This window comes from Psychrobacter sp. DM8 (assembly GCF_051307025.1).
Lineage (GTDB): Bacteria > Pseudomonadota > Gammaproteobacteria > Pseudomonadales > Moraxellaceae > Psychrobacter.
In genome coordinates this window covers 288,461-314,677 of sequence record NZ_CP195538.1, presented here as the reverse complement: position 1 = coordinate 314,677, position 26,217 = coordinate 288,461, and the positions used below count along the sequence as shown (strand labels likewise).

Genomic DNA, 26,217 nt, shown 5'->3' with positions numbered 1-26,217 from the left:
ATAATATGTCAAACGTAGAGAGTAAGAGAGCGAAACGCAGTCAAAAAGATTACACCTTAGGCTTTAAATTAAGCATTGTACATAGTGTTGAAAAAGGCGACATGACCTATAAACAAGCCCAGAGTATTTATGGCATACAAGGACGCAGTACCGTTTTGGTATGGCTACGAAAGCATGGTAAATTGGACTGGACAGGTTCTAATCAGCGGAGGCGATGTCCTATGTCAGCCCATAACCCTAGTGTAGAAACCCCTGCTCAGCAGATAAAGCGTCTAGAACGAGAGCTTGCAGACGAAAGAGATCGTAATCTTATTTTAAATACCATGATTGATATATATGACAAAGACCATGGAGTAAACTTAAGAAAAAAGTCTGTCACGACAGTCTCTGGCACCTTAAACAAAACGGACAAGTGAGTTTAGCTAGGGGCTGTCGCTTATTAGGAATCAGTACTCAAGCCGTTTACCAACATAGAGCGCGACACCTCAAGCGAGTAGACGAGTTAGCCATACTGTCTGAATGGGTTGTATTTTATCGCCAGTTTATGCCAAAGCTTGGCGGACGTAAACTGTACTACTTGCTCAAACCTAAGCTTATAAAAGCAGGTATCAAACTAGGTCGAGATGGTTTCTTTGATTACTTGCGGGCACATGACTTACTGGTGAAACCCAAACGTAGCTATACTAAGACGACTGACAGTAAGCACTGGCTCAAGAAATATCCTAATTTGTTAAAAGACAACCAAAACCAACCGCTGATACCAGAGCAAGTACTCGTGGCGGACATCACCTACGTAAAGTCTAGTGAGGGCATTCATTATCTATCGCTGGTGACAGATGCTTGTTCAAGACAGATTATGGGCTATCACTTGAGTAACGATATGAGAGCGTGCAATGTGGTCAAAGCGTTAAAGATGGCGCAGTCTAACCGCTACTATGATCATGCTATGATTCATCATTCAGACAGAGGACTACAGTACTGCTCCGAGCTATACCAAGAGGCACTAAAAGCTTATCAGATAACGCCGTCAATGACGGATGGCTATGATTGTTACCAAAATGCCTTGGCTGAGAGAATCAATGGTATTTTAAAATATGAGTTCTTACTATACGAGTGTAATACTTTTGATGAGTTGAAAGTAATGATAGACGAGTCTATACATATCTATAATGAGAGGAGACCGCATTTAAGTTTGAATATGCTCACACCGAACCAAGCTCATAAAAATATAAGAAGTGATATTCCAAAAAAAAGCCAGATACTTGCAGTATCTGACTCCTTATAAACCCTCAACCTATTTTAGGACGGGACAATTAATAAATGATATTAAATGGCGTCGTTCCAAGCCGGGACAACGATTTGCATTAGTGGCTTGAGTAGTTTGACGTTACAGGCAAAGATAGAGCCTGTAGTCATAGAGTTATGCGCGCCCGTATGATCGACAACCACGCCGCGCGCTTCGGTGACAATCAGCTCACCTGCCGCAATATCCCAAGGCTTGATAGACATCTCAAAATACCCATCAAAACGCCCTGCTGCTACGTAACATAGATCTAGGGCGGCTGAGCCCAGGCGGCGAATTTGACCGCCCGCTTCACAGACCTTTTGCAAGCTCTCAAAGTGCTCTTTGGCATAAGAGATGACTTCGCCGTTACGTTTACGCTCTAGCGGATGACCTGTGGTAAATAATGCACCCTCTAACGTTTTGCGCTCACTGACATTAATACGGCGCTGATTAAGACGCGCGCCTTTACCGCGACTCGCTGAGAACATCTCATCACGAACGGGATCATAGATAACGCCGTGCTGAGTGACGCCTTTATGCTGCACGGCGATAGACACACAAAACTGCGGAACCCCGTGGACGAAGTTTTTGGTACCATCGAGCGGATCGATAATCCAGCACCAATCAGCGTCTTCGCCGCGACCTTCTTGCATACCAAACTCTTCACCCAAAAATGAATGCGTCGGATAGCTGCTTTTGAGCGTCGCAATCGTCAGCTCTTCGCTAAAGCGATCGATACGAGTGACCAAGCCATCAAGACCTTTAGATTCGGTATCGAACTCGATTTTGTGGCGGTTTTGATGCGCATGCAAGATCTCTTTTCCAACTTTTTCAGCAGCACGCGCTGCGATGACGACCATGGGTTCCATAAATAACCTTTTACCTAATCAATGAATAAAACGAAAGCATTAGCCGTAGCCAAAGCCATTTAAGACACACTGTAAAATAATTTACACCTGCGGCAAGCAGGCGTCGTACTAAAACTTTTAAAGCTAATAAATATATTTTCAATAAAATATAAGACTACGAAGATAACAAACCTTTGAGCTGAGAGGTTACGCCTGTGACATCTAAGCCGCAGTCTGCGATCTGCTCGGCTTGCGAGCCATGAGCGGCAAACTGATCGGCTATACCGATGTTGAGTACTACCGGTCGCTGACGCTGATAAGCGACTGACTCATTGAGCAAATACTCATTGACCGCGCTACCAGCCCCGCCCATGATGACGTGCTCCTCAAGCGTTACGATATGCGTCGCACCCTGCTCAATTAGCGACTCTATCATCTCACTATCTAAAGGCTTGACCCAGCGCATATTGACCACTTGAATCTGACAATCGGCTTGCTCAGCACTCAACACCTTTGCCGCTTGCTCAGCTGTCGCAACCCTAGTTCCGAACGCTAGCAAAATCAGCTTAATCTGAGCCTCACTAGAACCCAATACTGACTCAATAACGGCTTGTCCGATCTTATACTGCTCAGCAGGCTTAACGATAAGGGCGCCTGTGCCCGTGCCGCGTGGATAACGAACCGCGCTGCACCCTTGATACTCATAACAAGTATTAAGTAGATGGTAGCACTCGTTTTCATCTTTTGGCGCCGCGACAATCATATTAGGTACGCAGCGCATAAAGGCTAAATCAAATATACCCGCATGGGTTGCACCATCTTCACCGACTAACCCTGCACGGTCGATAGCAAACATCACGTCCAAATCTTGCAAAGCGATATCGTGAATTAATTGATCATAACCGCGCTGCAAAAATGTGGAATAAATCGCCACAATAGGCTTGACCCCTTGGGTTGCCATGCCGCCTGCCAGCGTGACCGCGTGCTGCTCAGCGATTGCTACATCAAAGAAGCGCTCAGGATAGTGGCGGGCAAACAGGGTCATCCCTGAGCCCTCCTCCATCGCAGGCGTAATAGCTAACAGCTTATCGTCTTGCTCAGCTTTATCACACAAAAACTGCCCAAATACTTGCGAGAATTTTAGTGCTGGTGCTTTAGCTGGACTGTCTTTGGCGACATCATTGTTTGGCGTATCACCAGCCAGCTTACTAATCGCATGATAACCCACAGGATCCGCTTCAGCAGGCGCAAAGCCGCGACCTTTGGTGGTATAAATATGTACCAAGACTGGGCCTTTGACTTGTTTAGCTCTCGATAACACCCGTAATAATTCAGGCATGTTATGACCATCAAAGGGGCCAAAGTAGGTAAAGCCTATAGCTTTAAACAAGTTGTCTTCTAAATTAGGAACATCGCGCATGGCTTTGTGGCGTTTGCGCCGATCAAAATCACGCATATTAGGTCTATGACGCAAGACAGGCTCGCCCGTTTCTGCGATATCTACCTGATAGCCTGACTCCCACAGCATCGCTAAATGCCGTGAAAACCCACCGATAGAGCAGGATATCGACATATCATTGTCATTTAATATGACTAGCAGATCAGCGTTTTGCTGCACCGCATCATTCATGGCCTCAAACGCCATGCCACCTGTCATCGCACCATCGCCGATAACGCAAGCAACAGTCTGCGCGCGACCTTGGTAACGCAGCGCAAGGCTCATACCAAGCCCAGCTGAGATAGAAGTCGAGGAGTGTCCCACGCCAAAGGTATCGTATACAGATTCGCCGCGCTCAGGGAAAGCGGTTAGACCATCTTTGGCACGAATAGAGCCAAGCTTATCACGGCGACCAGTCAATACTTTATGAGCATAAGCTTGATGACCGACATCCCAAACGATTTGATCTTGCGGCATATCCAACAGATAATGCAGTGCAATCGTCAGCTCAATGACGCCCAAGTTTGCGCCAAAATGACCGCCGCTTTGACCTGCTGAATACAGTACAAACAGACGCAGCTCATCGGCTAATGTAATAAGCTGCTCACAACTTAAGTCATTTAAATCAGCAGGCGCGTCAATAGTGTCTAGTAGCGGAGTCGATGGACGCGTGCGCGGAATAGTATCGTAAGTTTGCTGCAAAGCTGATGGGTACACAGGCGCATCAGCAATAGAGTGCGCTGCAGATGCTGACTGAGACTGTAGGGGATGAGTTGACTGCTGCATAAACCGTACGATACCTATCAAGCTTGACGTGATATACCTTTAGCTTACATAAGCTTAAGAGGTAAATCTTTATTTGTTTTTTTGCTCAAACAGACCCTAGTATTACCTACTTTATTCGCTGCGATAACTTGCCACATTATGCCTTGTTATCGGGCATGGGTCGTGAAAGTTCGTGACGCCATAGTAATCTACGGGTAAACACTTGTCACTGTACTGGGCAAAATAGTATGGCATAATAGCATTTTTTTTTGACAGTCGCTGAAGTCATCGTGTTTGGTCTGTGAATTTTATGTGTTTTATCCTAAACTTAGTCGCTTGCTTCAGAACAGGTTATACTAGTTTGCTCTATTTACTATCAGCGTGTTATTAATTGGCCTCAAGCACCACATAGGCGAAGCACTCCTTTGCCAGCCTTAAGTCATAGGCTTATTGTAAACGAGAACTTATGCCTTATATAAGTCTAAAATTATCGTTAGGCTAAAACAGGTTCCAAGTTGACCTTAAATACGCTCTACAACACTCTCCTCTACTGCCACGATAACCGGCCTATGCAGGATCTCAATGTCATATCAATTTATTACTAGTGCCAAATTACCGACTCGTTACGGCGAGTTTGATATTCATGTTTTTGAAAACGAAGACGGTCAGGAGCATGTCATGCTCACCGTTGGCCTGCCTGCCGCACAAGATATAGATGCTAGTGCCTCTATGATTCCCCTTGTACGCATTCATTCAGAGTGCCTTACAGGTGACGCTTTTGACTCACTCAAATGCGACTGCGGGCCTCAGCTTAATATGGCTATGCAAGCGGTACAAGAGTCCGGTTGCGGCGCTATATTATATCTGCGTCAAGAAGGCCGCGGCATAGGACTCACCAATAAAATCCGCGCTTATGCCTTGCAGGATCAAGGTCATGATACTTTGGATGCCAATTTGATACTAGGGCTACCTGCTGATGCGCGTATCTATGATATGTGCGGGCCGATGCTGGCACACGTTGGCGTCAATCAAGTACGCCTCATCACCAACAATCCTAACAAAGTCACCTATCTGACCGATCACGGTATCGACGTCGTAGAGCGCGTGCCCTCAATCGTCGGTATCACAGAGGATAACGCCAGTTATCTAGCGACTAAGCGTGACCGCATGGGACACCTGTTGGATAAAGACATCAATACCGAAACGCATTTTAATCAGTAATACGCTTCAATAGTAGTACAAGTACCAAGATTGTAAGCGCAGGACTATAAGCGACAAACTATAAGAAGTGACAAACTATAAGCGAAGCATTATAAGTGAAAAATTATTATGAGCGACACAAACGACAAATCAGCAATAACGACTACTGACAGTGGAGCGACCAGCAAGAGCATCCTGCGCGTACGCGCGTTTTTGGTCGATTTGCAGACGCGAATTTGTCAGGCGCTAGAAGTTCAGGAGCGTGACGGCGGCGGTAGTGCTACCTTTGTTCCCGATAATTGGGAACGTCCTGAGGGCGGCGGCGGACGCTCAAACGTGCTTGCGGGCGGTCAAGTTATCGAAAAAGCAGGCGTTATGTTCAGCCATATTCATGTCCATAACTTGCCGGCGTCCGCGACAGCCCGTCACCCTGATATCGCTGGTCGCAAAGCACAAGCAATGGGCGTATCACTGGTGGTGCACCCCACTAATCCAAACGTCCCAACTAGCCATGCGAATGTTAGATTGTTTGTCGCCGAAGCACCGGGTGAGGATCCGATTTGGTGGTTCGGTGGCGGTTTTGACTTGACGCCGTTTTATCCTGTGCTCGCTGACTGCGTGCACTGGCACCAGGTCTGTCACGATCTATGCGCACCTTTTGGCGAGAACATTTATGCTGATTTTAAACAGTGGTGTGATGAGTACTTTCATCTGCGCCACCGTGATGAGCAGCGCGGTATCGGCGGCCTGTTTTATGATGATGTCAATACCCAGAGCCGAGGTTGGGATTTTGAGCGCTGCTTTGACTTTATGAAAGCGGTCGGCAACGGTTATCTCGATGGCATCCTCCCTATCTTTGATAAGCGTAAAGATGAGCCCTATACCGAGGCGCAGCGCGAATTTCAGCTCTATCGCCGTGGTCGCTATGTTGAGTATAACCTGGTGTATGATCGCGGTACCTTATTTGGGCTACAGAGCAATGGCCGTATTGAGTCCATCTTGGTCAGTATGCCGCCCCTTGCCAGCTGGCACTACCGTTTTGAGCCTGAGCCTGGCACTGCTGAGTTTGAGCTTACCGATTACTATTTAAAACCACGTGACTGGTTGACTTTGCACTCTTAGTTGGCATAATGAATAAAAAAGGGCTCAACAACTGCCCTTTCTTGTTTTTAATAAAAACTATCTTAACCACCAACCCTGCATATTTAATCATTGTATAAATAAGGAAGAGTGACCTATGGAACAGGTTCGTACTAATACCCTATTAAAAAACAAAACTTTAAAAGCCACATCATTAAGAGCAGTCGCTGGCACGGCGCTACTAAGCGCTGTAGTCGGTTTAAGCGCTTGTAGCAGTCCTACTGATCCTGATATCAAAGCCCGACAAGACATTATGAAAAGCTACAGTGACGCAATGGGAATTATGGGCGATATGGTCAAAGCGCCTGATACTTTTGATGCGGCAGTACTCAAAGATCAAACCTCATTTTTGGCAGAAGCCTCAAAAAGCCCTTGGGTACATTTTGGTAACGCGGAGTCCATTGGTAATTCGACAGAAGCCGTTTGGAGCGACAACGCCACTTTCGTCAATGAATCAGAGAAGTTTCAGCAAGTTACCGCACAGCTTGATGCGGTTGCGCAAACAGCGACCAGTGTCGATGACTTCAAGCCCGCTTTTGGTGATGTTGGTGCCAGCTGTAAGTCTTGTCATACTGACTTTAAAGTTAAAACCGACTAAGGTGCCTACGTTTGTAGTCAGTGAGCAAGTACAAAAAAACCGCTATATTAAATGATATAGCGGTTCTTTTAGTGAGATTTATTAGTAGCTTGTTCCCAAGCTATCACGTTTCATCAGCTGCAAACAACACATTGCGTACCACTGAGCGCGAATCCGCCGATCCGCCAAGCGAGCCTGATAGCACTCCTACAGCCGCCAAGAATGCTGCCAAGCGTATATGAGCTGCAAGGGAAGCTCCATCTTTGTCAGAGGTCCACGTACTCATCAAGGGATCTGGAAATACGAACACCACCACACCATACATCAGCACTCCAAACATGATGAACATACAAATCAGCGTTAATACTAGTGCCAAATAGGTAGCCGCAGCCGTGACCACCGAGCTCTCTGAGGTTTGCCCTCGCCGCGTAGATATGAGCTGAAAGGAAAAAGCGCGGTAGAGCACAAAAGTTGCTGCCAAAAAACTGGAGACGACAAAAACCGCTAGCTGACTGTAAGACACTGAAGCGGCAAAATCCCAAGTCTCCCCGCCAAAGATAAGTACGATAATCACTGAAAGCGCTGTCGCAATCATGGTTGGTAGTTTGGTAACAAGGCGTAGCGGATTGGCTCTGATGGCTCCGCGAACAATCCTTGGAATATTGCTTAGGATATGCCGAATGACAAAAGAAAACCTACTCCCCTCAGAGTAACGATCATTGGCCTCTTGTGGAAGACTCTCAGCCATCTGCTGGTACTGAGCGGCTGTAAAGGCCTGCATAGCGTCAAGGTCATCAGGCACTTGCACATAAGCCAAATAATTAGTCGGCTCTTGCGTATATTTTAGGTTTAACAGTCGACCAAAGCACTGTAGCATTAGGTGAGTTAAGCGCTTGATAAGCCTATCCTCTTGCGTAACTTCAGAATCGAGCAAACGACGCGTAGAGATTACCGCCACATTAGTAAGCTGAGAGGGCAGCGCAAGTAAATAAGACATAGAGGCGGCAGCGATTTCTACATCGGTAATAATCAACATAAATGCAAGCTTGCGCTCAGTCTTTTCATTGATGCCAATCTGTACAAAATCGAGCGCTCGATAGCCGTTCTGATCAGGAGTTAAACTGAGTCCTGTAAAAGAGAATGACTCGATTTGAATGTCTAGCTTATGCTGCACGACTTGGTTGAACCGAGCCGTCGCAGCTTCGATTGTTTTATCCAAGGCAACGTCACTCTCTTCGCCAGCTACGGCAAGTTTCATAATGCCAAGAGTGATCACTCTTTTCGTCATCGATGTATCAGCCTCAACACCAGATATTTACTCTGTGATAATTTTATCCACATCTACTTTGTTTTCACCTTCTTGATCTTTAGCATCCTTTTTGCTGAGTTGCTCGACCGTAGCTTTTACCGACGGATCGCTCAGATCTAGCGTGCGTATCGGGAATGGTATATTAATGTCTGCCGCATCAAGTGCTTTTTTGATCTCAACAATGACCTGATGAATGGAAGCCACTTTATTGGCTTGCGTACCATCTTCGATAAACCAACGTACTGTCATATCCATAGATGACCCACCAAAACCTGTGGCAATGATACTTGGATCCGCTTTGGTTGATACCGTATCCGCCTTTTGTAATGCCTTGATAATCTCCATCTTGGCTTCTTCGATATCATCCTCATAACCGATACCCACCTCAACTTGCAAGCGGCGCTGCTTATAGGCGGTATTGACCGTTAGAGCCGAGGTATACAGATCTGAATTGGGTATGACAACTTGCCGTCCATCATAAGTTCTAATGGTCGTGGCGCGGATTTTGATGTCTTCAACCGTACCCTCAAAATCACCTGAGACAATTTGATCGCCAATGCGAAACGGCTCTGATATTAATAATAAAATACCAGATAGTAGGTTTTGAAAAATATCCTTAAAGGCAAAACCAATGGCAACCGAACCGATACCAAGCGCGCCGATAAGTTTGGCTGGGGTAAATCCTGGTAAGGCGATGACCATAGCGATCATAAAGCCGATAAAAAATATCAATGCGCCGCCTATGCGCTGAAATACTTTGACAAGGTTTTGATGCCGACTACGGCTGCCCAGTAGTTTGCGAACGATTTTTTTGAAGACGATAGACAATAGCCAAAAGATTACGATCACGATAATCGCCGCAACTAAGTACGGGATGCGTTCGACGAAACTACTGAGTAGATCGTTCGCTGTATCTGTAATGGTATGATAAGTCACAGGGTCAGCGCTTTGTATTGCTGTGTTTGCGGCAGTCTCAGTTGCGGCAGTCTCAGTTGCGGTAGGATCACCCTCAGTAGTTGCCATAAAAAGATTACTCCAGTCATTATTGTTTTAGTCAATCGGGCATTACTAATCCATCAAGTCCGCTTGTACGATCTCAATCCAGTAACCATCGACATCTTTGATAAAGGCAATATTTTTCATACTGCCTTCCTCTGGTCGTTTTTTGAAAGCGACATCTTTGCTATCAAACCATTCTACAGCGGCCTCTAAATCAGGTACGCTAAAGCAAATATGTCCAAAGCCCTGCGGCGCCTCATTACCATCGTGATAGCTAAAGTCATCTTTGGTCTCGGTACCATGATTGTGCGTAAGCTCCAAAATACCGCGCTGACGAAAGGCATAAATCGCTAAATCGTCACCTGCGGGCAGAGTATCACGCTCGCTTTTGGTAAGCTTGGCTAAAAAGTACAAATCAAAACCCATATCAGGGAATTTTTTGACGGCAAGTAAGGTCATACCGAGCACGCCTGTATAAAACTCAAGCGATTTGACGGGGTCTTTGACGCGTAGCATGGTGTGATTAAAATTAAAGCCTTTGGTTTGAGCCGATATAGGCTGAACCCCTACCGCTTGTACGCTGCTCTTGGGCTGGTCAATCGACGCGTTACTCGTATCTGGACTTAATACCTTTGACATTATTATTCCTATTTTTTAAAAGTGTTACTCATCTTAATAAAAATCGCCGCGGGTACTGATGGCGTTTTGTATTAAGCTCATAAATTCAAGTTAAGATGATAAACCTAAATTAAGCTTATACATTTAATGGTCTAAAAAGCGTACCTCACCTGTCTCTAAGTCATACTCAGCGCCGACGATGAGCAATTGACCACTACCAGATAAGTCTTCTAAAATACGCGAGCCGTGACGAAGCTGGCTGACTGACATGCGTACATTGGCGCTAATAGAGCGCTCAACCAACTCATCAGCGTCGACATCTTGCCCGTTGGCAGTAGCAAGCTCATGCAGGTTGTAGACACTGGGGCGGATGCGATCGACGATCGACTGCAAGTTGGGCGAGTAGTACTTGTCAGGATGGATCAGCGCGTCGACGCAAGCGGTCACCGCGCCGCAGTGCGAATGCCCAAGAACGACGACAAGCTTGGTATCGAATTGATCGGCAGCAAATTCAACAGAGCCAATTTGAGAGGGCGCGACCACATTTCCTGCCACCCGAATCACAAAAAGCTCGCCAAGCTTTTGATCAAAAACAATCTCTACAGGGACGCGGGCATCTGAGCAGCCCAGAATAATCGCTAGTGGATTTTGCACACTGACCAGCTCAGGCCGCCTTTGCATACAAGGGTCTGTTGTATTTAAGCTCTCAACGTAACGCGCATTGCCTTCTTTGAGTAGCGCCAGTACTTCTTGACCCGTTGCTGGGCGATTATTATCGGTTTGAGTAGTCATAAGACGTCCTTGTTTTGAGATGAGGGGCACAAGTGTTAAAACCTACCTAGTGAACAAAAACAATTGTATCGCAATAATGTTAAAAACAGGGTAAAAAATGTTTGTCTCAATGTTTGGTTATAAGCCAATTGTATAATTCATAACGAGATTTGAGTCATTCATTGGGTAGGTTTGTTATAATATCTAACCGTTGGCGCAAGTCAAACCCTGCGCTTATCTTATATTCGTCGGTATACTTGATATAACTATTCACAAGCCTATTGTTAAAAGCTTAGGAATCCGCTTTATGACCAACTCGCCAGCAACTGTCATCTCAGCAAGCGCCAACAGCGCTTCTAACTATGATAAAAACACGCCTACTGACAGTAATAGCTTGCTGCAAATCACAGGGGTCAAAAAATCTTACGATCAGACGCAAGTGCTGACCGACATCAACCTCGATATCAAGCACGGTGAGTTCCTAACTTTGCTAGGTCCATCTGGTTGCGGCAAGACCACCTTGCTACGCTTGATTGCAGGATTTGAGCAGCCGACAGCAGGTGCCATCGTTTTGGACGGCGTGCAGATAGCAGGTCTATCCGCTGATAAACGCCCTGTCAATACCGTATTTCAGCAGTATGCGCTGTTTCCGCATATGAGCGTCGCGCAAAACGTCGCTTACGGACTTAAGCTCAAAAAAGTCCCAAAGGATGAGATTCAGACGCGGGTGCGCGAGATGCTAGCGATGGTGCAGATGGAGCACTTGGCTAATCGTCGCCCGCAAGACTTATCTGGCGGTCAGCAGCAGCGCGTGGCTATCGCGCGCGCGGTCATCAATCGCCCTAAATTGTTGCTACTCGATGAGCCGTTATCAGCACTCGATCATAAGCTGCGTTTGCAGATGCAATCAGAGCTTAAACGCTTGCAACGTGAGCTGGGTATTACCTTTGTCTTTGTCACTCACGATCAAGAAGAAGCCTTATCGATGTCAGATCGCATTGCGGTGATGAAAGATGGTAGGTTTCAGCAAATCGGCACGCCTATTGAAATCTATGAGACCCCTGCTAATCTGTTTACCGCCAAGTTCATCGGTGAAGCCAATCTGTTTAAAGCTGAGGTTAAAGGCGTGAACTTAAAGCAACCAGATCGCGATGGTCGCGTCACTAATGGGCGTATTGAGGTTGAGGTTTGCGAAGCGCAAGACGGCCCGACAACCCTGCGTAATTTGCGCCGCCCTGCGTTTGCGACAGCCGTTCAAGTCGGCGATATCGTCAATTTACTCCTGCGCCCTGAGGATTTGCGCATTTATGATCCCCATGATACGACGCATACGGGACTGCTAGGCCGCGTCATTGAAAGTAATTATAAAGGCAGTACGCTTGACTCTATTATTGAGCTTGAAAACGGTCATGTGATTAAAGCCTCAGAATTCTTTGACGAGGACGATCCTAGTTTTGATTACAAGTTAAATGAAGGCGTCAAAGTCTCGTGGGTTGATGGCTGGGAGTGGGTATTGCCTGATGACACTCATGGCGACACGAATGATGGCTATGACAACGTCGATAACGAAAAGGATGGCAGCTGATGGCAGGTCATGGCCGTTTCAATTTGGGCAGCAAAAGCCCCTTTCGTACTGCAACGCTGTGGCTAATTTGGGGCTGGCTACTAATATTTGCCCTGTTGCCTAATATCTTGGTCATTGCAGTGAGCTTTTTGAGCCGTGATAGTAGCGCGTTTATCAGCTTGCCGGTCACTATTGAGAGCTATATACGCCTAGTTGATCCGCTATATTTTGAGGTCTTCGTTCATTCACTCTGGATGGCAGGGATTACTACCGTGATCTGTTTGCTGCTTGGTTATCCCTTTGCTTGGCTCGTCTCCAAAACCAATGGTCGCTGGCAGGCGTTACTGATGATGTTATTGATATTGCCCTTTTGGACCAACTCTTTAGTGCGTACCTATGCGCTCAAGCTGCTGTTTGCCAATAATGGACTCATCAATAAAACCCTGCTCGCGATAGGCGTCATCGATGCGCCCATCGATATTTTGTACACCCAAGGCGCGGTCATCGCAGGTCTCACCTATTTGCTGTTTCCATTTATGGTGCTACCGCTCTATGCCGTGTTTACGGATCTGCGCGATGATATGCTGCTGGCGTCACAAGATTTGGGCGCCTCAAAAACGCAAACCTTTTGGCATGTGGTGCTGCCCTTGACCACGCCGGGGATTATCTCAGGCGTACTCTTGGTGTTATTGCCGGCGATGGGGATGTTCTATGTCGCTGATGTCTTAGGCGGCTCGCGCAATTTGCTAGTCGGTAATATCATCAAAAACCAATTTTTGGATGCGCGTGATTGGCCGTTCGGCGCGGCAGCGAGTGTACTGTTAACGTTAGCGATGGCGGTGTTGCTCCTAGCCTATCGCGCTAGTAGTAAGCGTATCGGCAAAACTGACTTCAATGAGGTGGCGTAATGTCGAGCCTACGTACACAAAAGATAGGCCGTATCGCCGCCAAAGGTTATCTGGGACTCATTTATACGCTACTGTATTTGCCCATTATTGTCTTGGTCGTGATGTCTTTTAACAAGTCCAAGATTGGCTATAACTGGGGCGGCTTTAGCCTGAAGTGGTATGAGTCACTGTTTAACAACCAAGCGATGCTTGATGCGTTTTGGCACTCTATCGTTTTGGGATTGGTCGCCGCCACTGTCTCCACCTTGATAGGCACGCTGACTGCCCTTGCGCTCCATCGTTATAACTTTCGCGGTAAAGGGCTATTAAACGGCCTGCTCTTTGTGCTGATGATGTCGCCTGAGATTGTACTGGCGATCTCATTACTCGCGCTATTTTTATTGATAGGTTTGCAATTAGGCTTTGTGTCTTTATTGCTCGCGCACATTACCTTTTGCCTGCCGTTTGTGGTGATTACCGTCTTTGCACGCTTGAGTAGTTTAGATGAGCGCTTGATGGAGGCGGCCAGAGACTTGGGCGCTAGCGAGTCAACGATGGTACGCACCGTACTCATTCCCGTTATTTTGCCTGCGGTTATGGCGGGCTGGTTGCTCGCCTTTACCTTGTCGCTTGATGATGTGGTGGTCTCTACCTTTGTCACGGGTCCGAGCTATGAGATCTTGCCGCTGCGTATTTATTCTATGGTGCGTGTCGGTCTTAAGCCTGAGGTCAATGCCATTGGCACACTGTTATTAGCGGCTTCATTGGTATTGGTCATTATCTCGCAGCTCTTATTGCGTCGTCGCTAAGCGTAGTAATTTTAATACGCCATTCTTAGTTTAATATTAGCTGTTGTAGGCTAGCGCTTTTAGACTAGCTTTAAAACCTTACAAAAGCTTCTTGGAAATTCTATTTAAAGAATTACCCTTGCAAAGCTAAAATTGCAGTGCAATTTTTTAACGCTTCTCAGGACTTAAGCCTGAGGTCAATGCTATCGGTACACTACTGCTCGCAGCGTCTTTGATCTTAGTTATTATCTCGCAATTGCTATTACGCAAGCGTTAATATCAAATAGAAAACTATAAATCTGAAAGAAATTCATTGTGATATTTACTATAATGAATCCATCTCATCTTAAATATAAAGATACGCTATGTTAGAGCTTCGCCATCTTAATACGTTAACCGCGCTGCGCGCACACGGTTCGCTAGCCGCCGCAGCCGATGAGCTACACGTCACCGCTTCTGCGGTCTCCCATCAGCTCAAAGAGTTAGAGAACTACTACGACATCAGCTTAGTCAATCGTCGTACGCGCCCGCTTAGCTTTACTCCAGCAGGCAAGACGGTACTGGCGCTCGCTGATAGTATCTTGCCGCAAGTCACCCGTACCAAATCTAACCTCAAGCGCTTAGCTCATGGGCAAGCGGGCAGATTGCGCCTAGCCTCTGAATGTCATAGCTGCTTTGACTGGCTAATGCCGATACTCAATCAATATCGCCGCGAATGGTCCGATGTCGAGCTGGACTTTGCTACAGGATTTGAGCCTGAGCCGCATCATTTGCTGGTTGAGGGTGATATTGACTTGTTGATTACCACGAGCAATCTACCGATAGACGGTATCAGCTATCAGCCATTATTTGAGTATGAGAGTCGTTTGGTGTTATCGCCAACACACGATTTGGCAGCGCAGCAGGTTATTGAGCCTAATGATTTAATCGATGAGACCTTGATAGCTTACCCCGTTGAAGCCAAGCGCTTAGATATCATTGCCAACTTTATGACACCATGCGATGTGAGCTTTAAGCGTATCCGCACCACTGAGCTAACCGCGATGTTGATTCAACTAGTCGCTAGTGAGCGCGGAGTTGCCGCCCTCCCCGATTGGGTGGTTGCAGAATACGAGAAAAAAGGCTGGGTGGTCTCGCGTCCTTTAGGTGATGGCGTGCATTGTCAACTCTATGCCGCGACGCGTACGTCAAGCCAAAGTACTGCTTATATGCAGGGGTTTGCTGGTCTTTTGGCAGGTATTGTTAAGCCGTTGTAGGTTTTTCTGTCTATTCATTTTTCAGTTATGAAATATCGATTATTTTCTTATATTATGGTAATTGATAGTTCCCTGATGAGGAATTTAATGTTTGGCTATAAATTAATGGTGGTAATGGGTTGAGTCGTTTAAATAATTGCAATGTATTTCATAGTGTTCTTTCTGGACAATTACACAGTTTTTAGGAAACGATTTCTTATTCTTCACTCAAAGTTATAATTCTAGTATCAAACAACATACTATTAGTCTGGTAGACAGCTATAGAACCCTCATTATCGGGTCTAATGATTTCTATGAACATGAATTTATCATTAAAATACAGGATATTAACACTATCCTTAGTAATAGCTTGATCTTTATAGTCTATCATTACAATCTGTTTAGCTTTATCGTAGTTATCTAAGTTAGAAGGTAGATTATAAATATTGTATATAAACTTGGGTATTGTAATAATTGAAAATATAATAGCCATACTTACCAAAAATCTATAAATAGCCCCAGTACCTATTCTTTTATCACCTGTAATTTTCACTATATGACTATCATACTCGTAAGAGTATTTTAGCATTTCCATTAATAAAGAATAGATAAAAGAGTAAATCACTACCATAGGAATAATTTTATTATTGAAGTAGCCTATAATAGTAATATTGTAAAAAATAAGTACAAAGAAAGGCAGTAGTAGAAGTAAAAAGCCTTTTCCAGTCAACAGGGAATTTTCAGATCTGTGATTATTTTGGAGGTCATAAACGAGGATATTACTAATACCTATAGATTTGAATAAGAAAGAGAAGGCGAGAAAGGATATGTAACCTAGAAAGATTAGTGATATAAAAAAAGCACCATCTGCAATTAGCTGTGATACAGAAAAAAACTTTATATAAGTAGGATCTATTGCACTTAATTTTAAAACTTGAACAGTAGCCCCTAAACCATAAGTAACAGCTAGTACAGTCTTGGTGTTATCTTCAATAAATCTAAAGGCTATACCTATATAATAAATAATACTTCTATCTTTTTTAACCTTATTACCTCTAATACTTGATCCTTTAGTTATCGTATGTTCTACCTTGTCTACTCCTTCTTGATCCATGTATAACCTTCATTATAATTGGTTTAAAGCTATCTTTAAGATTAATCCCACTAGAACTAACCAAATAGACCTGATAATCAATAAATAACCTATTCAAAACAAACTGCTATAATTGAACTACTAACTACCGAATAAAAACACAAGTCAATTTAGGAAAGGCTCGATATCTTAAATTGCCAGACGTAAATTTAAAGCTTTAACAACCTTAATAATTGTGTCAAAACTTGGATTAACTTCACCAGAGAGTGCTTTATATAGACTCTCTCGACCTAACCCTGTATCTTTTGATAATTGTGTCATTCCCTTGGCTCTAGCAATATTACCTAGAGCTTTTGCTATAAATGCGGCATCGTTGTTAGATTCTTCAATACAAGCTTGTAGATAAGCTTGCATATCCTCATCAGTTTTAAGATGCTCAGCACTATCCCATTTTCGAAGTTTAATAGTCATTTATAGTTCCTTCTCTAACTCTTTTGCCAATTGGAGAGCAATTTTTATATCTTTACTTTGAGTCGCTTTGTCTCCACCTGCTAATAAAATAATGACTCTTTGCCCTTGCTTGCAGTAATAGACTCTATAGCCAGAACCGAAGAAGAAACGTAGTTCAGAAACACCTTCACCTATAGGTTCAGAATCTCCAAAGTTTCCATCTTCAACCCGATCAATTCGAGCCTGTATGCGTCTTTTTGCCTGTTGGTCTTTTAGTTTATTAAACCATTTGTCAAAAACTTCAGTAGTATATATTGAGTACATATAATTATTGTATCCTATAAGATACAGGTAAACAAGATTTATATCTATTTTGATATATCAACTAATATCAATCGTAGTTCACAAAACCATTTTAAAGAAATAAAAGCCAAGCGCGGTTGCAAGCAATGTAAGCCCAACATGTAACCCTATCAAGGCTAAACCCGCCAGCAAACGCCCATCATGAATAAAGCCAAACACCTCAGCACTAAAGGTACTAAAGGTCGTCAGCCCGCCCAAAAAGCCAGTGATCACAAACACGCGGACATTATCCGACAGACCACTACCCATCCGCTCAAACCAGACCAGCGCCAAACCAATTAATAAGCCGCCTAAAACATTCGCGCCTAGCGTGCCAAGAGGTATCCAGCTGTGCGCTATATTAAAGCGGGACAGCCACGCCCTCAGACACGCACCAATCGCTGCTCCTACACCTATGGCTAGCCACTGCATCGCGTTATCCTTTTTTATGATTTAAGCCTATGAGAAAACTATACAGAACGCTTACAGTGCAGGTAGCTCGGTCATCGGCCAACGCGGTACGCAGCTCACTGCTAGGTCATCAGACTGCCCGGCTTGCAGACGCTCAAAGCCAGCATAAGCAATCATCGCGCCATTATCAGTACATAGCGCAGGCGGTGCATAATGGACAGTCGCATTTATTTTAGCCAGCTCAGCCTCTAAGGTTTCGCGCAGATGAGTATTAGCACTGACGCCGCCTGCGATAACTAGCCTATTCATATTTACTTGCTTGAGGGCTTTAACGCATTTTTTCACTAGCGTATCGACCATTGCATGTTGAAAGCTCGCAGCAATATCGGCACGCACTTGTGAGTCGCTCTCATCTTTATGACCTGAGCCTCCTGAGTGCGGCGTATCTTTGATCAAATTATGCACCGCGGTTTTCATACCACTAAACGAAAAGTCCAAGCCGCGATGGAGCATAGGGCGCGGTAAATCGTAAGCGCTTGGATCACCACTCTCTGCTAGTTTGGCGACATTGGGACCGCCAGGATATGGCAAACCCAACATCTTGGCAGCTTTATCAAAGCACTCACCCGCTGCATCATCTATCGACTCACCGAGTATCTCATACTCCCCAATACCATGTGCGGCGATCAGGAGCGTATGACCACCAGAGACGAGCAAGGATACAAAAGGAAATGCGGGTGGATTTGCGCCCATAAGTGGTGCCAGCAAATGCCCCTCCATATGATGCACCCCAATCGCAGGAATATCCAAGCCATAAGCCAAACTGCGCCCAAATAACGCGCCCGTCATCAGCGCGCCGATCAGACCTGGACCTTTGGTGTAGGCGATCGCATCGATATCGCTTTTTTCGATATCGCACTGCGCAAGCAATTCGTTAAGTAGTGGGACGAGTTTACGAATATGATCACGACTGGCAAGCTCAGGTACCACCCCGCCGTAGAGAGCATGAAGCTCTACCTGAGAGTACAACACTTGCCCAACGAGACCTTTATTATCGCTGCTGATTTGCTCACTATCAAAAATAGCCAGACCGGTCTCATCACAAGAGGTCTCAAGTCCCAATACTTTCATACTTTATCCTTTGTCATGGCTTTTACGGTGCTGCCGATTGTATTATCACTTAGTCCAAAACAGCAGCCATAAAAAACCGTCACTGTGAACCCACAATGACGGTTAGCTTAGCAAATTTCAATAGCGGATATTAGCTTACAGCTGCCAACATATAATCTACAGCCGCTTTGACTTGCGCTTCTGTGACGCCGTTTACAGCTTGCGCTGGCATCTTGTTAAAACCGTTTGCAGAATGCAGGTATAGGGTTTGCTTGTCTTTTTGTAGTGCTAACGCCCATCCTGCTTTGTCACCGTATTTAGGCGCGTTGAGGAGTCCACTGGCATGACAGGCTTTACAGTTTGACTCATAAAGAGTGACACCTGCATCACTTGCAAGAACGACGTCAGCGGATTCATTCTCAGTAGCGTCTGTCTGAATGACCTCTGTTTTTGGCGCTACAGAGTCAGTTTCGACTGCCGCTACAATTTCTGTTTCTGGCGCTACTGTTACTACCTCAGGATCAGCCGTAGTCGTTTCAACTGTAGCACTGTCACTAACAGGCTCATCGCTACTACAAGCACTCAATAAAAAAAACAAGCTAAGATTAGAGGCTATCAAAATCCCTTTGACTAGCGGACGTTTGGGTGAGGCTTTTTGCTGACTAGTCATCATAGCTCCTTATACATACAAAAATTAGCGCAAGACAACCCTCTACTTATAGCCTATTAGCTGGCTGCATCGATCATGTATTCGACCGCTTGGCGGATCTGATCTTCGGTCACGCCGTTATAAGCCTGAGCTGGCATCTGATTAAAACCGTTGGCTGAATGAGATGTTAGCGTATCAACACCTTTTTCGATACGAGGTCCCCAAGCGGCTGCGTCACCATATTTAGGGGCGTTGAGCAACCCTGTCGCATGACATGCCATGCATTGCTTATTATATAGCTCAGCACCCACGTTGACCGCTAAGTCCTCAGCAGGGGCAGCGGCATCAGCTGGTGCTGCCATTGCATCATCCATTGCGGTAGTTTCTGTAGCGTCAGTTTCAGCGATAACCATAGGCGCAGTCTCTGGAAACTCAAAGTCCTCAGCTTCTGGAGCATTAGCGCGAGCTTGATCTGCTGCAGCATTGACACGTTCAACAGCAAAAACATCATGAGAATCTACCCCTCCACCACAAGCACTAAGACTTAAGCCTGAAGCGATGAGCAACGCTGTCCATAATGATGCATTTAGTACTGTCTTTTTCATCCCAAAATCCTTGTTTAAATCAATCTGAATATGTTGTGATACTATAAAATTATCATACCATAAACTGCTTTTAATACGTATAAACCGTATGGACTTTTTGTGCGCGGTCATTACATTTAGCTAGAGCTTATAGTGCTTATTTTATTTCAGCGCTTATTGTTATAACCCTCAGAGATGAGTCAGTATAGCTATCACATAAGAAGATTAAGCTTTGACTTTGTAGGTATTTTTCAGTATAATTACCGCCCTTGTGCACCGTGCACAAGTTATCCTAGTTTGAGCTGATGCCTGTAATCTTGAGATGTTACGGCTAAATACTAATACACAGCCAAACTAATGCCTTTGTATCTCATCCCAATAAGGAGTCTTCATGCCTGCAGTTAAGGTTAAAGAAAACGAACCCGTAGATATCGCTATCCGCCGTTTTAAGCGTGCTTGTGAAAAAGCTGGCGTTCTATCAGACGTACGCAAACGCGAATTTTATGAAAAACCAACGCAAGAGCGCAAGCGCAAAAAAGCGGCTGCTGTAAAGCGTTATAAAAAGAAGTTGCAACGCGAAACTATCCGCACCACTCGTATGTACTAAACACTATTGAGCCCATAGCTCAAATGTGAGTACTACAAGCGCTATACCAACGCCACTGCTATCGATTGATATCAGTGGCGTTTTTTATGCTATTATTTTTGCTATTCATATTGATCTATCAACTTTTAAAAATAAGGAATAATAATTATGAGCGACCTCAAACAAGTGCTATCAGATAGCATCAAAACTTCGATGAAAGCTCGTGAGCTTGAGCGCGTCAAAGTGCTGCGTAATGTACAAGCGGTTATCAAACAAATCGAGATTGACCGTCAAACCCAGCTGAGTGACGCTGACGTTTTAGAGGTACTACAAAAACAGCTCAAGCAGCGCCAAGAATCGCTCGCTATCTTTACTGAGAATAATCGTGAGGATCTTGCGAACAAAGAGCAGTTTGAGATTGATATCATCAATGGTTTTATGCCGACGCAGATGGATGATAGCGAGCTTGCCGCCTTGGTCAATAGCGAGGTTGCAGCACAAGGCGCGACCTCTATGCGTGATATGGGTAGCGTGATGGGCGCACTCAAAGCCAAAACCGCAGGACGCGCTGATCCTGCGGTAATATCAAAATTGGTTAAAGAAGCGCTACAAGGCTAACCCTACTAATCGTCTAAAAATAAGGCGTCTACAAAAGCCATTTAAACTAGACGGTTTATGGCCTATTTGATGTAAGCTGCCTTACATAAACTACCTAAAAACCGCTTAAGGCTCAAAGTCTTTGGCGGTTTTGACGTCTTTGATCTCAGCATTGATATTTGCAAGCAAAGGCGGCGCGCTTCGAGCTTGTGCGGTGCTTTGTAGTTTCTTAGTTAGCTGCTGAGCTTGGTTTAACGAGGTCAAAGCACTATCATAGCGCCCACTCCACAATTGGGTTTGACTGCGGTAGCGTAGTGCATTAATCGTAGCAATATCAGCCAATGCCTTTGAATCCGTCGTTTTGGCCAGTTTTTCATTAGCCAGCTGCATACTTTGCCATGCATAACGATCGCTTGGGTCTTGCTGCGTGAGCGACTTTACTAAAGCTTGTGCTTGCGCGGGCTGATTACTATTGGTCAAAGCCTCAGCTAAATACAGCCGCAAATCACGACGCTCAGGGTACAGGCGCTGCTGGCTTTGTAATAATTGCGCAGCCTGCTGCCACTTGCCTTGATCACTGAGTATTTGGCTATAAGTAATTGACAATAAAGGCTCAAGCATCTGGCGCTGGGCGATTGGCAGAGTCTGTAGCTCATTCATGATATCTTTGGCATTAGCATAACGCTGCTGATCGCCGTACCAGTACATCAGCGCAACTTTAGCCCCAAGGCTATTATTAGCAGCGGTCTTAAGAGCAGTTTCAGAGACATGTTTGCCCGTGACCTGTACGCGCCAGTGCAATAGATCAAATAGCGCTTGATGACGCTGCTGCTCACTTAAGCTCAAGGACGAGTAACGCTGGGCCCGCGTCTGTGCTTCGCTCAAACGCTCATTGCTAAGCGGATGCGAGCGTACAAAACTTGGCATAAATTGATTGGCAGTTTGATTAAGCTGGCTTCTTTGATTCATAGTCGCAAAAAATCTAGGCATCGCTCTTGGGTCATAGCCCGCTTGCGTCATGATTTGCATACCGACGCGATCTGCCTCACGCTCATTGCTACGACTAAAGGCCATGCTACTATTCATCGATGCCGTCTGACTACCCGCCATCACTGCCGCCGCTGCATTACCATCAACCGCAGAAGCCGCGATAGCAGCGAGCATCCCGCCGATTTGCATCAGCAGTGCTTTTTTACGCTCATCTGCACCGCTCTCATAATGACGCTGACTGATATGCGCCACCTCATGAGCGACGACGCTTGCCAGCTCATCCATGCTACTTGCGGCAAGTATGGTGCCTGTATTGATACCGATAACGCCGCCTGGCGCTGCAAAAGCATTGATACTTGGATTATCTATGAGTACTAACCCCATAGGCGCTTGCTGACGCGCTTGAGCATTAATGCGCCATGTCATGTCCTTGACAGTCTGTTGAATCCAAGGATCATGCTCCATTTTAACCCGGCCATTGATATTTTGCAGTGACCATGCCCCAAGCATTTTGTTTTGATACTGCTCATCAAAGCTCAAGCCTGAACCGCGCAAACTTGGCAGCTCTAATGTCTCAGGCTCCATGACTTGCCATGAGTTTTTGACATAGCTAGCCGCCGACGCAGGCGCAGACCACAGCACTGTGCATAGCGCACAACTAAGGGCTATCGATAAAGGCTTGGCGCTTTTATATGCTGTCAATGCAGCGCTGCTCTTAGCTGAGCGGTTTAGACGAGAGTCGTACTGAGTAGAGTGGTACTGAGTATAGTACAAGGGCGTATCCTATGCGGTGACCAGATATCAGCTTTGACTATACGAGCTTGTTTGGCGCAAATCAATTTTAGTCTGCTGATAGCTACCAATATCCAAGCAGGCGTCACTTTTTAGTAACACTTGCTTGTGATTTTGGCGAGTCAAACATGGGGTTAAACATTTCAGAGACGACTGAGCTACCGCTATTTGCTACAATGACACGCTACTGTATAAAGGGGCTTACTCCTATGTCCATCGAACCTACTTCTATCACATATTATGACCTCTCAAAGCTATCTGCTACTGAGCGATCAGTCGTACAGGATTTGATTGAGCGCCTCCCTAAAGATAGTGATCAAGCATCCTTGGCAAATTCTATTGCAGATTTGTCCATAACAGCATTCGTCGATGGGCGCAATCTATCTTGCCCTATGCCACTACTTAAAACTAAAGTGGCGCTGCGGCAAGTAGTAGACGGTGACTCACTCTATATCGTCGCAACTGACCCCAACTCACAAGCAGATATTGTCGCTTTTTGTGAGCAAAGTCAGATGACCAACGCTACAAGCTCATTATCTTTGGCAGTCAACACTACAAGTGAGATAGAGCCAGATAGCAATCTAGCAACATCATTCGATACAATATATCACTTCATCATTACCAAAACTGATAGTAACTAAGCGTCTCTATCCTTTACAATTAATACAAATACACCTTTGCTTACTTAGTTATAAATACTTAGTTAAAAACACTCAAGGTCAAGAATATGGCTACCAAATCAGCAAGCGACAATAACAACCGCAAAAAAAACGACAAGGTGCAAGACAAAACTGCGCCAGACAATGCTGTGCAAAATGATGAGACGTCTAATATAAAAACAGCGGCAGGCAAAACCTTGACGCCTGCAAAAAGTGAAGCTCGTACCGCAGCGCTCAAGGCTGCCGCACAAAGACCACCTTATGATGCGAGTAAATTGGGCGATACCAGTACCCGTGACTTGGTGCCTGCGATGCCAACGCATCTGTCAGCGCCTGGCGTGAACTTAGGGGCATACATTAATACTGTGCATCAAATCCCTATCCTAACGCCAACACAAGAGCAAGAGCTGGCTCATCGTTATTACGATGAAGGCGATGTCGAAGCGGCGCGCCTTCTCGTTATGTCGCATCTGCGTTTTGTCATTCATATTGCGCGTAGTTATTCAGGATATGGTCTGCCGCAAGCGGATCTGATTCAAGAAGGTAACTTGGGACTGATGAAAGCGGTCAAACGCTTTGATCCCAACAAAGGCGTGCGTTTGGTGTCTTTTGCCGTACATTGGATCAAAGCTGAGATTCACGAGTTTGTCATTCGCAATTGGCGCATCGTTAAAGTGGCGACCACCAAAGCGCATCGCAAATTGTTCTTTAATTTGCGTAGCCTTAAAAAGACGAACAATCAGCTCACTTTAGAAGAAGCGGATGCTATCGCTAAAGATTTAAATGTCACGCGCAAACAAGTGCTCGAGATGGAGTCGCGCCTAACTTCTTATGATGCGTCATTTGAGGCGCAATCAAGTGATGATGATGACGGTCGTTACGCGCCGCAACTGTTTTTAGAGGACGGTATCGATCCTGCTGAGCAGTTAGAAGAAGCTGACTGGGAGGAGAATAACTCCTCGGCGCTACTGGCTGCTATGGAGACCTTGGATGATCGTTCGCGCGATATTGTCGAGCAGCGCTGGCTCACTGAGCAAAAATCAACCTTGCATGAGCTGGCGGCGGTCTACTCGATATCGGCTGAGCGCGTGCGTCAGATCGAAAAGAACGCTATGGACAAGATTCGTGAGGCGATGACGATTGAGAGCGTTATACTGCCAGATGACATTCAATAAATATTCATGATGGTATCTAAGGCTAGATAATAATGAACTGGATTGGTATTGGTGCGCTCAATATGGCGATTGCTGTGGGACTTGGCGCATTTGGTGCTCACGGTCTCAAAGGCATCGCTGACGCGCAGCAGCTGGGCTGGTGGCGTACCGCGACACTTTATTTGCTGGTTCATGCTTTAGGGTTGTTGATTGTCGGTTTGCTTATTCGCTTAAATTATGCGACTCAAATGACGGCTTGGTTATTGCAAATCGGGGTGATTATATTTGCTGGTAGTTTGTATGCGATGACTTTGGGCGCGCCGCGTTGGTTTGGCGCGATTACGCCTATTGGCGGCGTATTAATGATAGCGGGATGGGTTTGGCTTGCTGTCACCACGTTTCGTAGCACAACCAGTTAGTTATCAATGCTAAATGAATGAATACGAAATGAATGAACAGGAATAAGTGTTATGAGTACAATCGAGGTCAACGGCAAAACTATGCAGACTACCCATCAGACAGTACAACTTGTGGTTAACGAGTTGGGACTCAGTCAAGGTCGCTATGCGGTCAAGGTGAATGACAAACTCATAGCGCATGCTGATCTAGCTAAAACTAAAGTGGTTGATGGCACGAATATTGAAGTGGTACAGCACGACGATTTATAATAAATACTTGCAAAAAAACCTCAACCGTATCACGTGTTGAGGTTTTTTGTTTTTAGCTCATTGGTTTTTAGCTCATTGGAGAGGCTTCATCGTCTCCGATCTCATCAAATCGTCCTTCACGTCCAGCGCCCTGCGTCTTTTTGCGCTCTTGACGGGTTTTATACTTACGGACTTGCCTATCAAGCTTGTCTGCCATCTCATTGATGGCTTTATACATATCATCCTCTAAAGCTTGGACAAACATCTCTTGACCTGAAACACGCAAAATAGCTTCTGCTTTGTGGCTTTTTTTACCGCCATCACTAGCGCCGCTATTGTCTAGTGACAAGATCACTTTCACACTTTGTATTTGATCAAAATGACGCTCAATTTTGGCGAGCTTTTCGCGTACTGAGGTGTCCATAGCTTCGGTTACACTGATATGGTGACCACTGATAGATACATTCATATTGTTGTCCTTATGGTTATCTTTCTTATTTATGAGCAGACAGTACATTCCTATACTTATCTGCTTTATCTCACCAATAATGAATAAAACCGAATCGATTGATAACTGATTATCTTAAAATGGCTTGTCCTTTTTCATCCACCATCTTACTGAGTTCAATACCTTATTGATGCTTCTCTAATTTGTCATGAAAGCACCTAAGTAGCAAGACAACAAACTGTAAGCAAATGTAATAATATGAGTCATTGCACTAATATTTC

General features: G+C 45.2%; 29 protein-coding genes. 14 read left to right on the top strand and 15 right to left on the bottom strand.

All coding sequences use genetic code 11. The annotated features are described in order from the left end of the window. The first annotated feature begins 5 nt into the window (after nucleotides 1-5). Nucleotides 6-1,285 (top strand): IS3 family transposase gene (locus tag ACR64J_RS01435; protein ID WP_435949542.1). Its coding sequence is split into 2 segments (ribosomal slippage): nucleotides 6-384 and nucleotides 384-1,285, totalling 1,281 coding nucleotides; the frame shifts between segments, so codons are not numbered across the junction. Nucleotides 1,286-1,326: 41 nt separating this feature from the next. On the opposite strand, the gene ACR64J_RS01430 is transcribed toward ACR64J_RS01435, so the two are convergent. Together ACR64J_RS01430 and dxs are read right to left on the bottom strand one after the other, a co-directional pair. Beyond that, nucleotides 1,327-2,154 (bottom strand): inositol monophosphatase family protein, encoded by an 828-nt coding sequence (locus ACR64J_RS01430; protein WP_435950158.1) that lies wholly within the window; start codon nucleotides 2,152-2,154, stop codon nucleotides 1,327-1,329. Nucleotides 2,155-2,308: 154 nt separating this feature from the next. Next, nucleotides 2,309-4,357 (bottom strand): 1-deoxy-D-xylulose-5-phosphate synthase, encoded by a 2,049-nt coding sequence (gene dxs / locus ACR64J_RS01425; protein ID WP_435950157.1) that lies wholly within the window; start codon nucleotides 4,355-4,357, stop codon nucleotides 2,309-2,311. 561 nt (nucleotides 4,358-4,918) lie between these two features. On the opposite strand from dxs, the gene ribA reads away from it, so the two are divergent. The 3 genes from ribA to ACR64J_RS01410 all read left to right on the top strand — a co-directional run bounded on the left by ribA (nucleotide 4,919) and on the right by ACR64J_RS01410 (nucleotide 7,274). After that, entirely contained in the window at nucleotides 4,919-5,557 is a 639-nt protein-coding gene (gene ribA / locus ACR64J_RS01420; RefSeq protein WP_435950156.1) for a GTP cyclohydrolase II, read from the top strand. Between the two features lie 108 nt (nucleotides 5,558-5,665). Continuing rightward, entirely contained in the window at nucleotides 5,666-6,658 is a 993-nt protein-coding gene (gene hemF / locus ACR64J_RS01415; RefSeq protein ID WP_435950155.1) for an oxygen-dependent coproporphyrinogen oxidase, read from the top strand. A 115-nt stretch (nucleotides 6,659-6,773) separates the two neighbouring features. Beyond that, nucleotides 6,774-7,274, top strand: coding sequence for a c-type cytochrome (locus ACR64J_RS01410; protein WP_435950154.1), 501 nt, complete (start codon nucleotides 6,774-6,776; stop codon nucleotides 7,272-7,274). Nucleotides 7,275-7,377: 103 nt separating this feature from the next. On the opposite strand, the gene ACR64J_RS01405 is transcribed toward ACR64J_RS01410, so the two are convergent. From ACR64J_RS01405 to ACR64J_RS01390, 4 genes are all read right to left on the bottom strand, one after another. After that, nucleotides 7,378-8,541, bottom strand: a complete 1,164-nt coding sequence (locus ACR64J_RS01405; protein WP_435950153.1) for a hypothetical protein — start codon at nucleotides 8,539-8,541, stop codon at nucleotides 7,378-7,380. A gap of 27 nt (nucleotides 8,542-8,568) precedes the next feature. Next, nucleotides 8,569-9,585: a mechanosensitive ion channel family protein gene (locus ACR64J_RS01400; RefSeq protein WP_435950152.1), complete on the bottom strand. Its 1,017-nt coding sequence runs from the start codon at nucleotides 9,583-9,585 to the stop codon at nucleotides 8,569-8,571. A gap of 45 nt (nucleotides 9,586-9,630) precedes the next feature. Next, the gene (gene gloA, locus ACR64J_RS01395; RefSeq protein WP_435950151.1) at nucleotides 9,631-10,200 is read right to left on the bottom strand and encodes a lactoylglutathione lyase; all 570 of its coding nucleotides are present in this window, start codon (nucleotides 10,198-10,200) and stop codon (nucleotides 9,631-9,633) included. Between the two features lie 123 nt (nucleotides 10,201-10,323). Further along, nucleotides 10,324-10,971: a carbonic anhydrase gene (locus tag ACR64J_RS01390; protein ID WP_435950150.1), complete on the bottom strand. Its 648-nt coding sequence runs from the start codon at nucleotides 10,969-10,971 to the stop codon at nucleotides 10,324-10,326. Nucleotides 10,972-11,257: 286 nt separating this feature from the next. Between ACR64J_RS01390 and potA the strand changes: the two genes are divergently transcribed. From potA to ACR64J_RS01370, 4 genes are all read left to right on the top strand, one after another. Continuing rightward, nucleotides 11,258-12,535, top strand: a complete 1,278-nt coding sequence (gene potA / locus ACR64J_RS01385) for a spermidine/putrescine ABC transporter ATP-binding protein PotA (RefSeq protein ID WP_435950149.1) — start codon at nucleotides 11,258-11,260, stop codon at nucleotides 12,533-12,535. Continuing rightward, entirely contained in the window at nucleotides 12,535-13,422 is an 888-nt protein-coding gene (potB, locus tag ACR64J_RS01380) for a spermidine/putrescine ABC transporter permease PotB (protein ID WP_435950148.1), read from the top strand. Before potA ends, potB begins: the two co-directional genes overlap by 1 nt. Continuing rightward, nucleotides 13,422-14,210 carry a spermidine/putrescine ABC transporter permease PotC gene (gene potC / locus ACR64J_RS01375; RefSeq protein ID WP_435950147.1) on the top strand — a complete coding sequence of 263 codons (789 nt, stop codon included), beginning with the start codon at nucleotides 13,422-13,424 and terminating at the stop codon, nucleotides 14,208-14,210. Before potB ends, potC begins: the two co-directional genes overlap by 1 nt. Before the next feature lie 344 nt (nucleotides 14,211-14,554). Then, complete coding sequence (locus tag ACR64J_RS01370) at nucleotides 14,555-15,445, top strand: LysR family transcriptional regulator (protein ID WP_435950146.1); 891 nt, start codon at nucleotides 14,555-14,557, stop codon at nucleotides 15,443-15,445. A gap of 196 nt (nucleotides 15,446-15,641) precedes the next feature. Here the strand turns inward: ACR64J_RS01370 and ACR64J_RS01365 are convergent, their stop codons facing one another. From ACR64J_RS01365 to ACR64J_RS01335, 7 genes are all read right to left on the bottom strand, one after another. Beyond that, the gene (locus tag ACR64J_RS01365) at nucleotides 15,642-16,538 is read right to left on the bottom strand and encodes a hypothetical protein (protein ID WP_435950145.1); all 897 of its coding nucleotides are present in this window, start codon (nucleotides 16,536-16,538) and stop codon (nucleotides 15,642-15,644) included. Nucleotides 16,539-16,706: 168 nt separating this feature from the next. Continuing rightward, complete coding sequence (locus ACR64J_RS01360) at nucleotides 16,707-16,988, bottom strand: addiction module antidote protein (RefSeq protein ID WP_435950144.1); 282 nt, start codon at nucleotides 16,986-16,988, stop codon at nucleotides 16,707-16,709. Then, nucleotides 16,989-17,291: a type II toxin-antitoxin system RelE/ParE family toxin gene (locus ACR64J_RS01355; protein ID WP_435950143.1), complete on the bottom strand. Its 303-nt coding sequence runs from the start codon at nucleotides 17,289-17,291 to the stop codon at nucleotides 16,989-16,991. A 78-nt stretch (nucleotides 17,292-17,369) separates the two neighbouring features. Beyond that, nucleotides 17,370-17,741: a CrcB family protein gene (locus tag ACR64J_RS01350; protein ID WP_435950142.1), complete on the bottom strand. Its 372-nt coding sequence runs from the start codon at nucleotides 17,739-17,741 to the stop codon at nucleotides 17,370-17,372. Nucleotides 17,742-17,792: 51 nt separating this feature from the next. Next, nucleotides 17,793-18,851, bottom strand: a complete 1,059-nt coding sequence (gene tsaD / locus ACR64J_RS01345) for a tRNA (adenosine(37)-N6)-threonylcarbamoyltransferase complex transferase subunit TsaD (RefSeq protein WP_435950141.1) — start codon at nucleotides 18,849-18,851, stop codon at nucleotides 17,793-17,795. A 130-nt stretch (nucleotides 18,852-18,981) separates the two neighbouring features. Continuing rightward, on the bottom strand, nucleotides 18,982-19,503 hold the full coding sequence (locus ACR64J_RS01340) for a c-type cytochrome (RefSeq protein WP_435950140.1): 522 nt from the start codon (nucleotides 19,501-19,503) through the stop codon (nucleotides 18,982-18,984). Nucleotides 19,504-19,556: 53 nt separating this feature from the next. Next, nucleotides 19,557-20,084, bottom strand: coding sequence for a c-type cytochrome (locus ACR64J_RS01335; RefSeq protein WP_435950139.1), 528 nt, complete (start codon nucleotides 20,082-20,084; stop codon nucleotides 19,557-19,559). 370 nt (nucleotides 20,085-20,454) lie between these two features. On the opposite strand from ACR64J_RS01335, the gene rpsU reads away from it, so the two are divergent. Further along, on the top strand, nucleotides 20,455-20,670 hold the full coding sequence (gene rpsU, locus ACR64J_RS01330; protein WP_025651930.1) for a 30S ribosomal protein S21: 216 nt from the start codon (nucleotides 20,455-20,457) through the stop codon (nucleotides 20,668-20,670). Between the two features lie 147 nt (nucleotides 20,671-20,817). Continuing rightward, nucleotides 20,818-21,267, top strand: coding sequence for a GatB/YqeY domain-containing protein (locus tag ACR64J_RS01325; protein ID WP_435950138.1), 450 nt, complete (start codon nucleotides 20,818-20,820; stop codon nucleotides 21,265-21,267). Nucleotides 21,268-21,372: 105 nt separating this feature from the next. Here ACR64J_RS01325 and ACR64J_RS01320 read toward each other — a convergent pair whose 3' ends face one another. Beyond that, nucleotides 21,373-23,010 carry a M48 family metalloprotease gene (locus ACR64J_RS01320; RefSeq protein ID WP_435950137.1) on the bottom strand — a complete coding sequence of 546 codons (1,638 nt, stop codon included), beginning with the start codon at nucleotides 23,008-23,010 and terminating at the stop codon, nucleotides 21,373-21,375. A gap of 227 nt (nucleotides 23,011-23,237) precedes the next feature. Here ACR64J_RS01320 and ACR64J_RS01315 point away from each other — a divergent pair, with 227 nt between their 5' ends. From ACR64J_RS01315 to thiS, 4 genes are all read left to right on the top strand, one after another. Further along, nucleotides 23,238-23,669 (top strand): sulfurtransferase TusA family protein, encoded by a 432-nt coding sequence (locus tag ACR64J_RS01315; RefSeq protein WP_435950136.1) that lies wholly within the window; start codon nucleotides 23,238-23,240, stop codon nucleotides 23,667-23,669. Nucleotides 23,670-23,998: 329 nt separating this feature from the next. Further along, nucleotides 23,999-24,862: an RNA polymerase sigma factor RpoH gene (gene rpoH / locus ACR64J_RS01310; protein ID WP_317199671.1), complete on the top strand. Its 864-nt coding sequence runs from the start codon at nucleotides 23,999-24,001 to the stop codon at nucleotides 24,860-24,862. A 32-nt stretch (nucleotides 24,863-24,894) separates the two neighbouring features. Continuing rightward, nucleotides 24,895-25,260, top strand: coding sequence for a DUF423 domain-containing protein (locus tag ACR64J_RS01305; protein WP_435950135.1), 366 nt, complete (start codon nucleotides 24,895-24,897; stop codon nucleotides 25,258-25,260). A 51-nt stretch (nucleotides 25,261-25,311) separates the two neighbouring features. Continuing rightward, a complete protein-coding gene (gene thiS, locus ACR64J_RS01300; protein WP_317199534.1) occupies nucleotides 25,312-25,509 on the top strand; it encodes a sulfur carrier protein ThiS in 198 nt (65 codons plus the stop codon). A 67-nt stretch (nucleotides 25,510-25,576) separates the two neighbouring features. On the opposite strand, the gene hpf is transcribed toward thiS, so the two are convergent. After that, entirely contained in the window at nucleotides 25,577-25,957 is a 381-nt protein-coding gene (gene hpf, locus ACR64J_RS01295; RefSeq protein ID WP_317199535.1) for a ribosome hibernation-promoting factor, HPF/YfiA family, read from the bottom strand. Nucleotides 25,958-26,217 lie beyond the last annotated feature (260 nt).

Excerpts from the sequence above, each read along its gene's own strand:
- ACR64J_RS01430 (WP_435950158.1), bottom strand. The coding sequence starts at position 2,154 with ATGGAACCCATGGTCGTCATCGCAGCGCGTGCTGCTGAAAAAGTTGGA.
- dxs (WP_435950157.1), bottom strand. The coding sequence starts at position 4,357 with ATGCAGCAGTCAACTCATCCCCTACAGTCTCAGTCAGCATCTGCAGCG.
- ribA (WP_435950156.1), top strand. The coding sequence starts at position 4,919 with ATGTCATATCAATTTATTACTAGTGCCAAATTACCGACTCGTTACGGC.
- hemF (WP_435950155.1), top strand. The coding sequence starts at position 5,666 with ATGAGCGACACAAACGACAAATCAGCAATAACGACTACTGACAGTGGA.
- ACR64J_RS01410 (WP_435950154.1), top strand. The coding sequence starts at position 6,774 with ATGGAACAGGTTCGTACTAATACCCTATTAAAAAACAAAACTTTAAAA.
- ACR64J_RS01405 (WP_435950153.1), bottom strand. The coding sequence starts at position 8,541 with ATGACGAAAAGAGTGATCACTCTTGGCATTATGAAACTTGCCGTAGCT.
- ACR64J_RS01400 (WP_435950152.1), bottom strand. The coding sequence starts at position 9,585 with ATGGCAACTACTGAGGGTGATCCTACCGCAACTGAGACTGCCGCAACT.
- gloA (WP_435950151.1), bottom strand. The coding sequence starts at position 10,200 with ATGTCAAAGGTATTAAGTCCAGATACGAGTAACGCGTCGATTGACCAG.
- ACR64J_RS01390 (WP_435950150.1), bottom strand. The coding sequence starts at position 10,971 with ATGACTACTCAAACCGATAATAATCGCCCAGCAACGGGTCAAGAAGTA.
- potA (WP_435950149.1), top strand. The coding sequence starts at position 11,258 with ATGACCAACTCGCCAGCAACTGTCATCTCAGCAAGCGCCAACAGCGCT.
- potB (WP_435950148.1), top strand. The coding sequence starts at position 12,535 with ATGGCAGGTCATGGCCGTTTCAATTTGGGCAGCAAAAGCCCCTTTCGT.
- potC (WP_435950147.1), top strand. The coding sequence starts at position 13,422 with ATGTCGAGCCTACGTACACAAAAGATAGGCCGTATCGCCGCCAAAGGT.
- ACR64J_RS01370 (WP_435950146.1), top strand. The coding sequence starts at position 14,555 with ATGTTAGAGCTTCGCCATCTTAATACGTTAACCGCGCTGCGCGCACAC.
- ACR64J_RS01365 (WP_435950145.1), bottom strand. The coding sequence starts at position 16,538 with ATGGATCAAGAAGGAGTAGACAAGGTAGAACATACGATAACTAAAGGA.
- ACR64J_RS01360 (WP_435950144.1), bottom strand. The coding sequence starts at position 16,988 with ATGACTATTAAACTTCGAAAATGGGATAGTGCTGAGCATCTTAAAACT.
- ACR64J_RS01355 (WP_435950143.1), bottom strand. The coding sequence starts at position 17,291 with ATGTACTCAATATATACTACTGAAGTTTTTGACAAATGGTTTAATAAA.
- ACR64J_RS01350 (WP_435950142.1), bottom strand. The coding sequence starts at position 17,741 with ATGCAGTGGCTAGCCATAGGTGTAGGAGCAGCGATTGGTGCGTGTCTG.
- tsaD (WP_435950141.1), bottom strand. The coding sequence starts at position 18,851 with ATGAAAGTATTGGGACTTGAGACCTCTTGTGATGAGACCGGTCTGGCT.
- ACR64J_RS01340 (WP_435950140.1), bottom strand. The coding sequence starts at position 19,503 with ATGATGACTAGTCAGCAAAAAGCCTCACCCAAACGTCCGCTAGTCAAA.
- ACR64J_RS01335 (WP_435950139.1), bottom strand. The coding sequence starts at position 20,084 with ATGAAAAAGACAGTACTAAATGCATCATTATGGACAGCGTTGCTCATC.
- rpsU (WP_025651930.1), top strand. The coding sequence starts at position 20,455 with ATGCCTGCAGTTAAGGTTAAAGAAAACGAACCCGTAGATATCGCTATC.
- ACR64J_RS01325 (WP_435950138.1), top strand. The coding sequence starts at position 20,818 with ATGAGCGACCTCAAACAAGTGCTATCAGATAGCATCAAAACTTCGATG.
- ACR64J_RS01315 (WP_435950136.1), top strand. The coding sequence starts at position 23,238 with ATGTCCATCGAACCTACTTCTATCACATATTATGACCTCTCAAAGCTA.
- rpoH (WP_317199671.1), top strand. The coding sequence starts at position 23,999 with ATGCCAACGCATCTGTCAGCGCCTGGCGTGAACTTAGGGGCATACATT.
- ACR64J_RS01305 (WP_435950135.1), top strand. The coding sequence starts at position 24,895 with ATGAACTGGATTGGTATTGGTGCGCTCAATATGGCGATTGCTGTGGGA.
- thiS (WP_317199534.1), top strand. The coding sequence starts at position 25,312 with ATGAGTACAATCGAGGTCAACGGCAAAACTATGCAGACTACCCATCAG.
- hpf (WP_317199535.1), bottom strand. The coding sequence starts at position 25,957 with ATGAATGTATCTATCAGTGGTCACCATATCAGTGTAACCGAAGCTATG.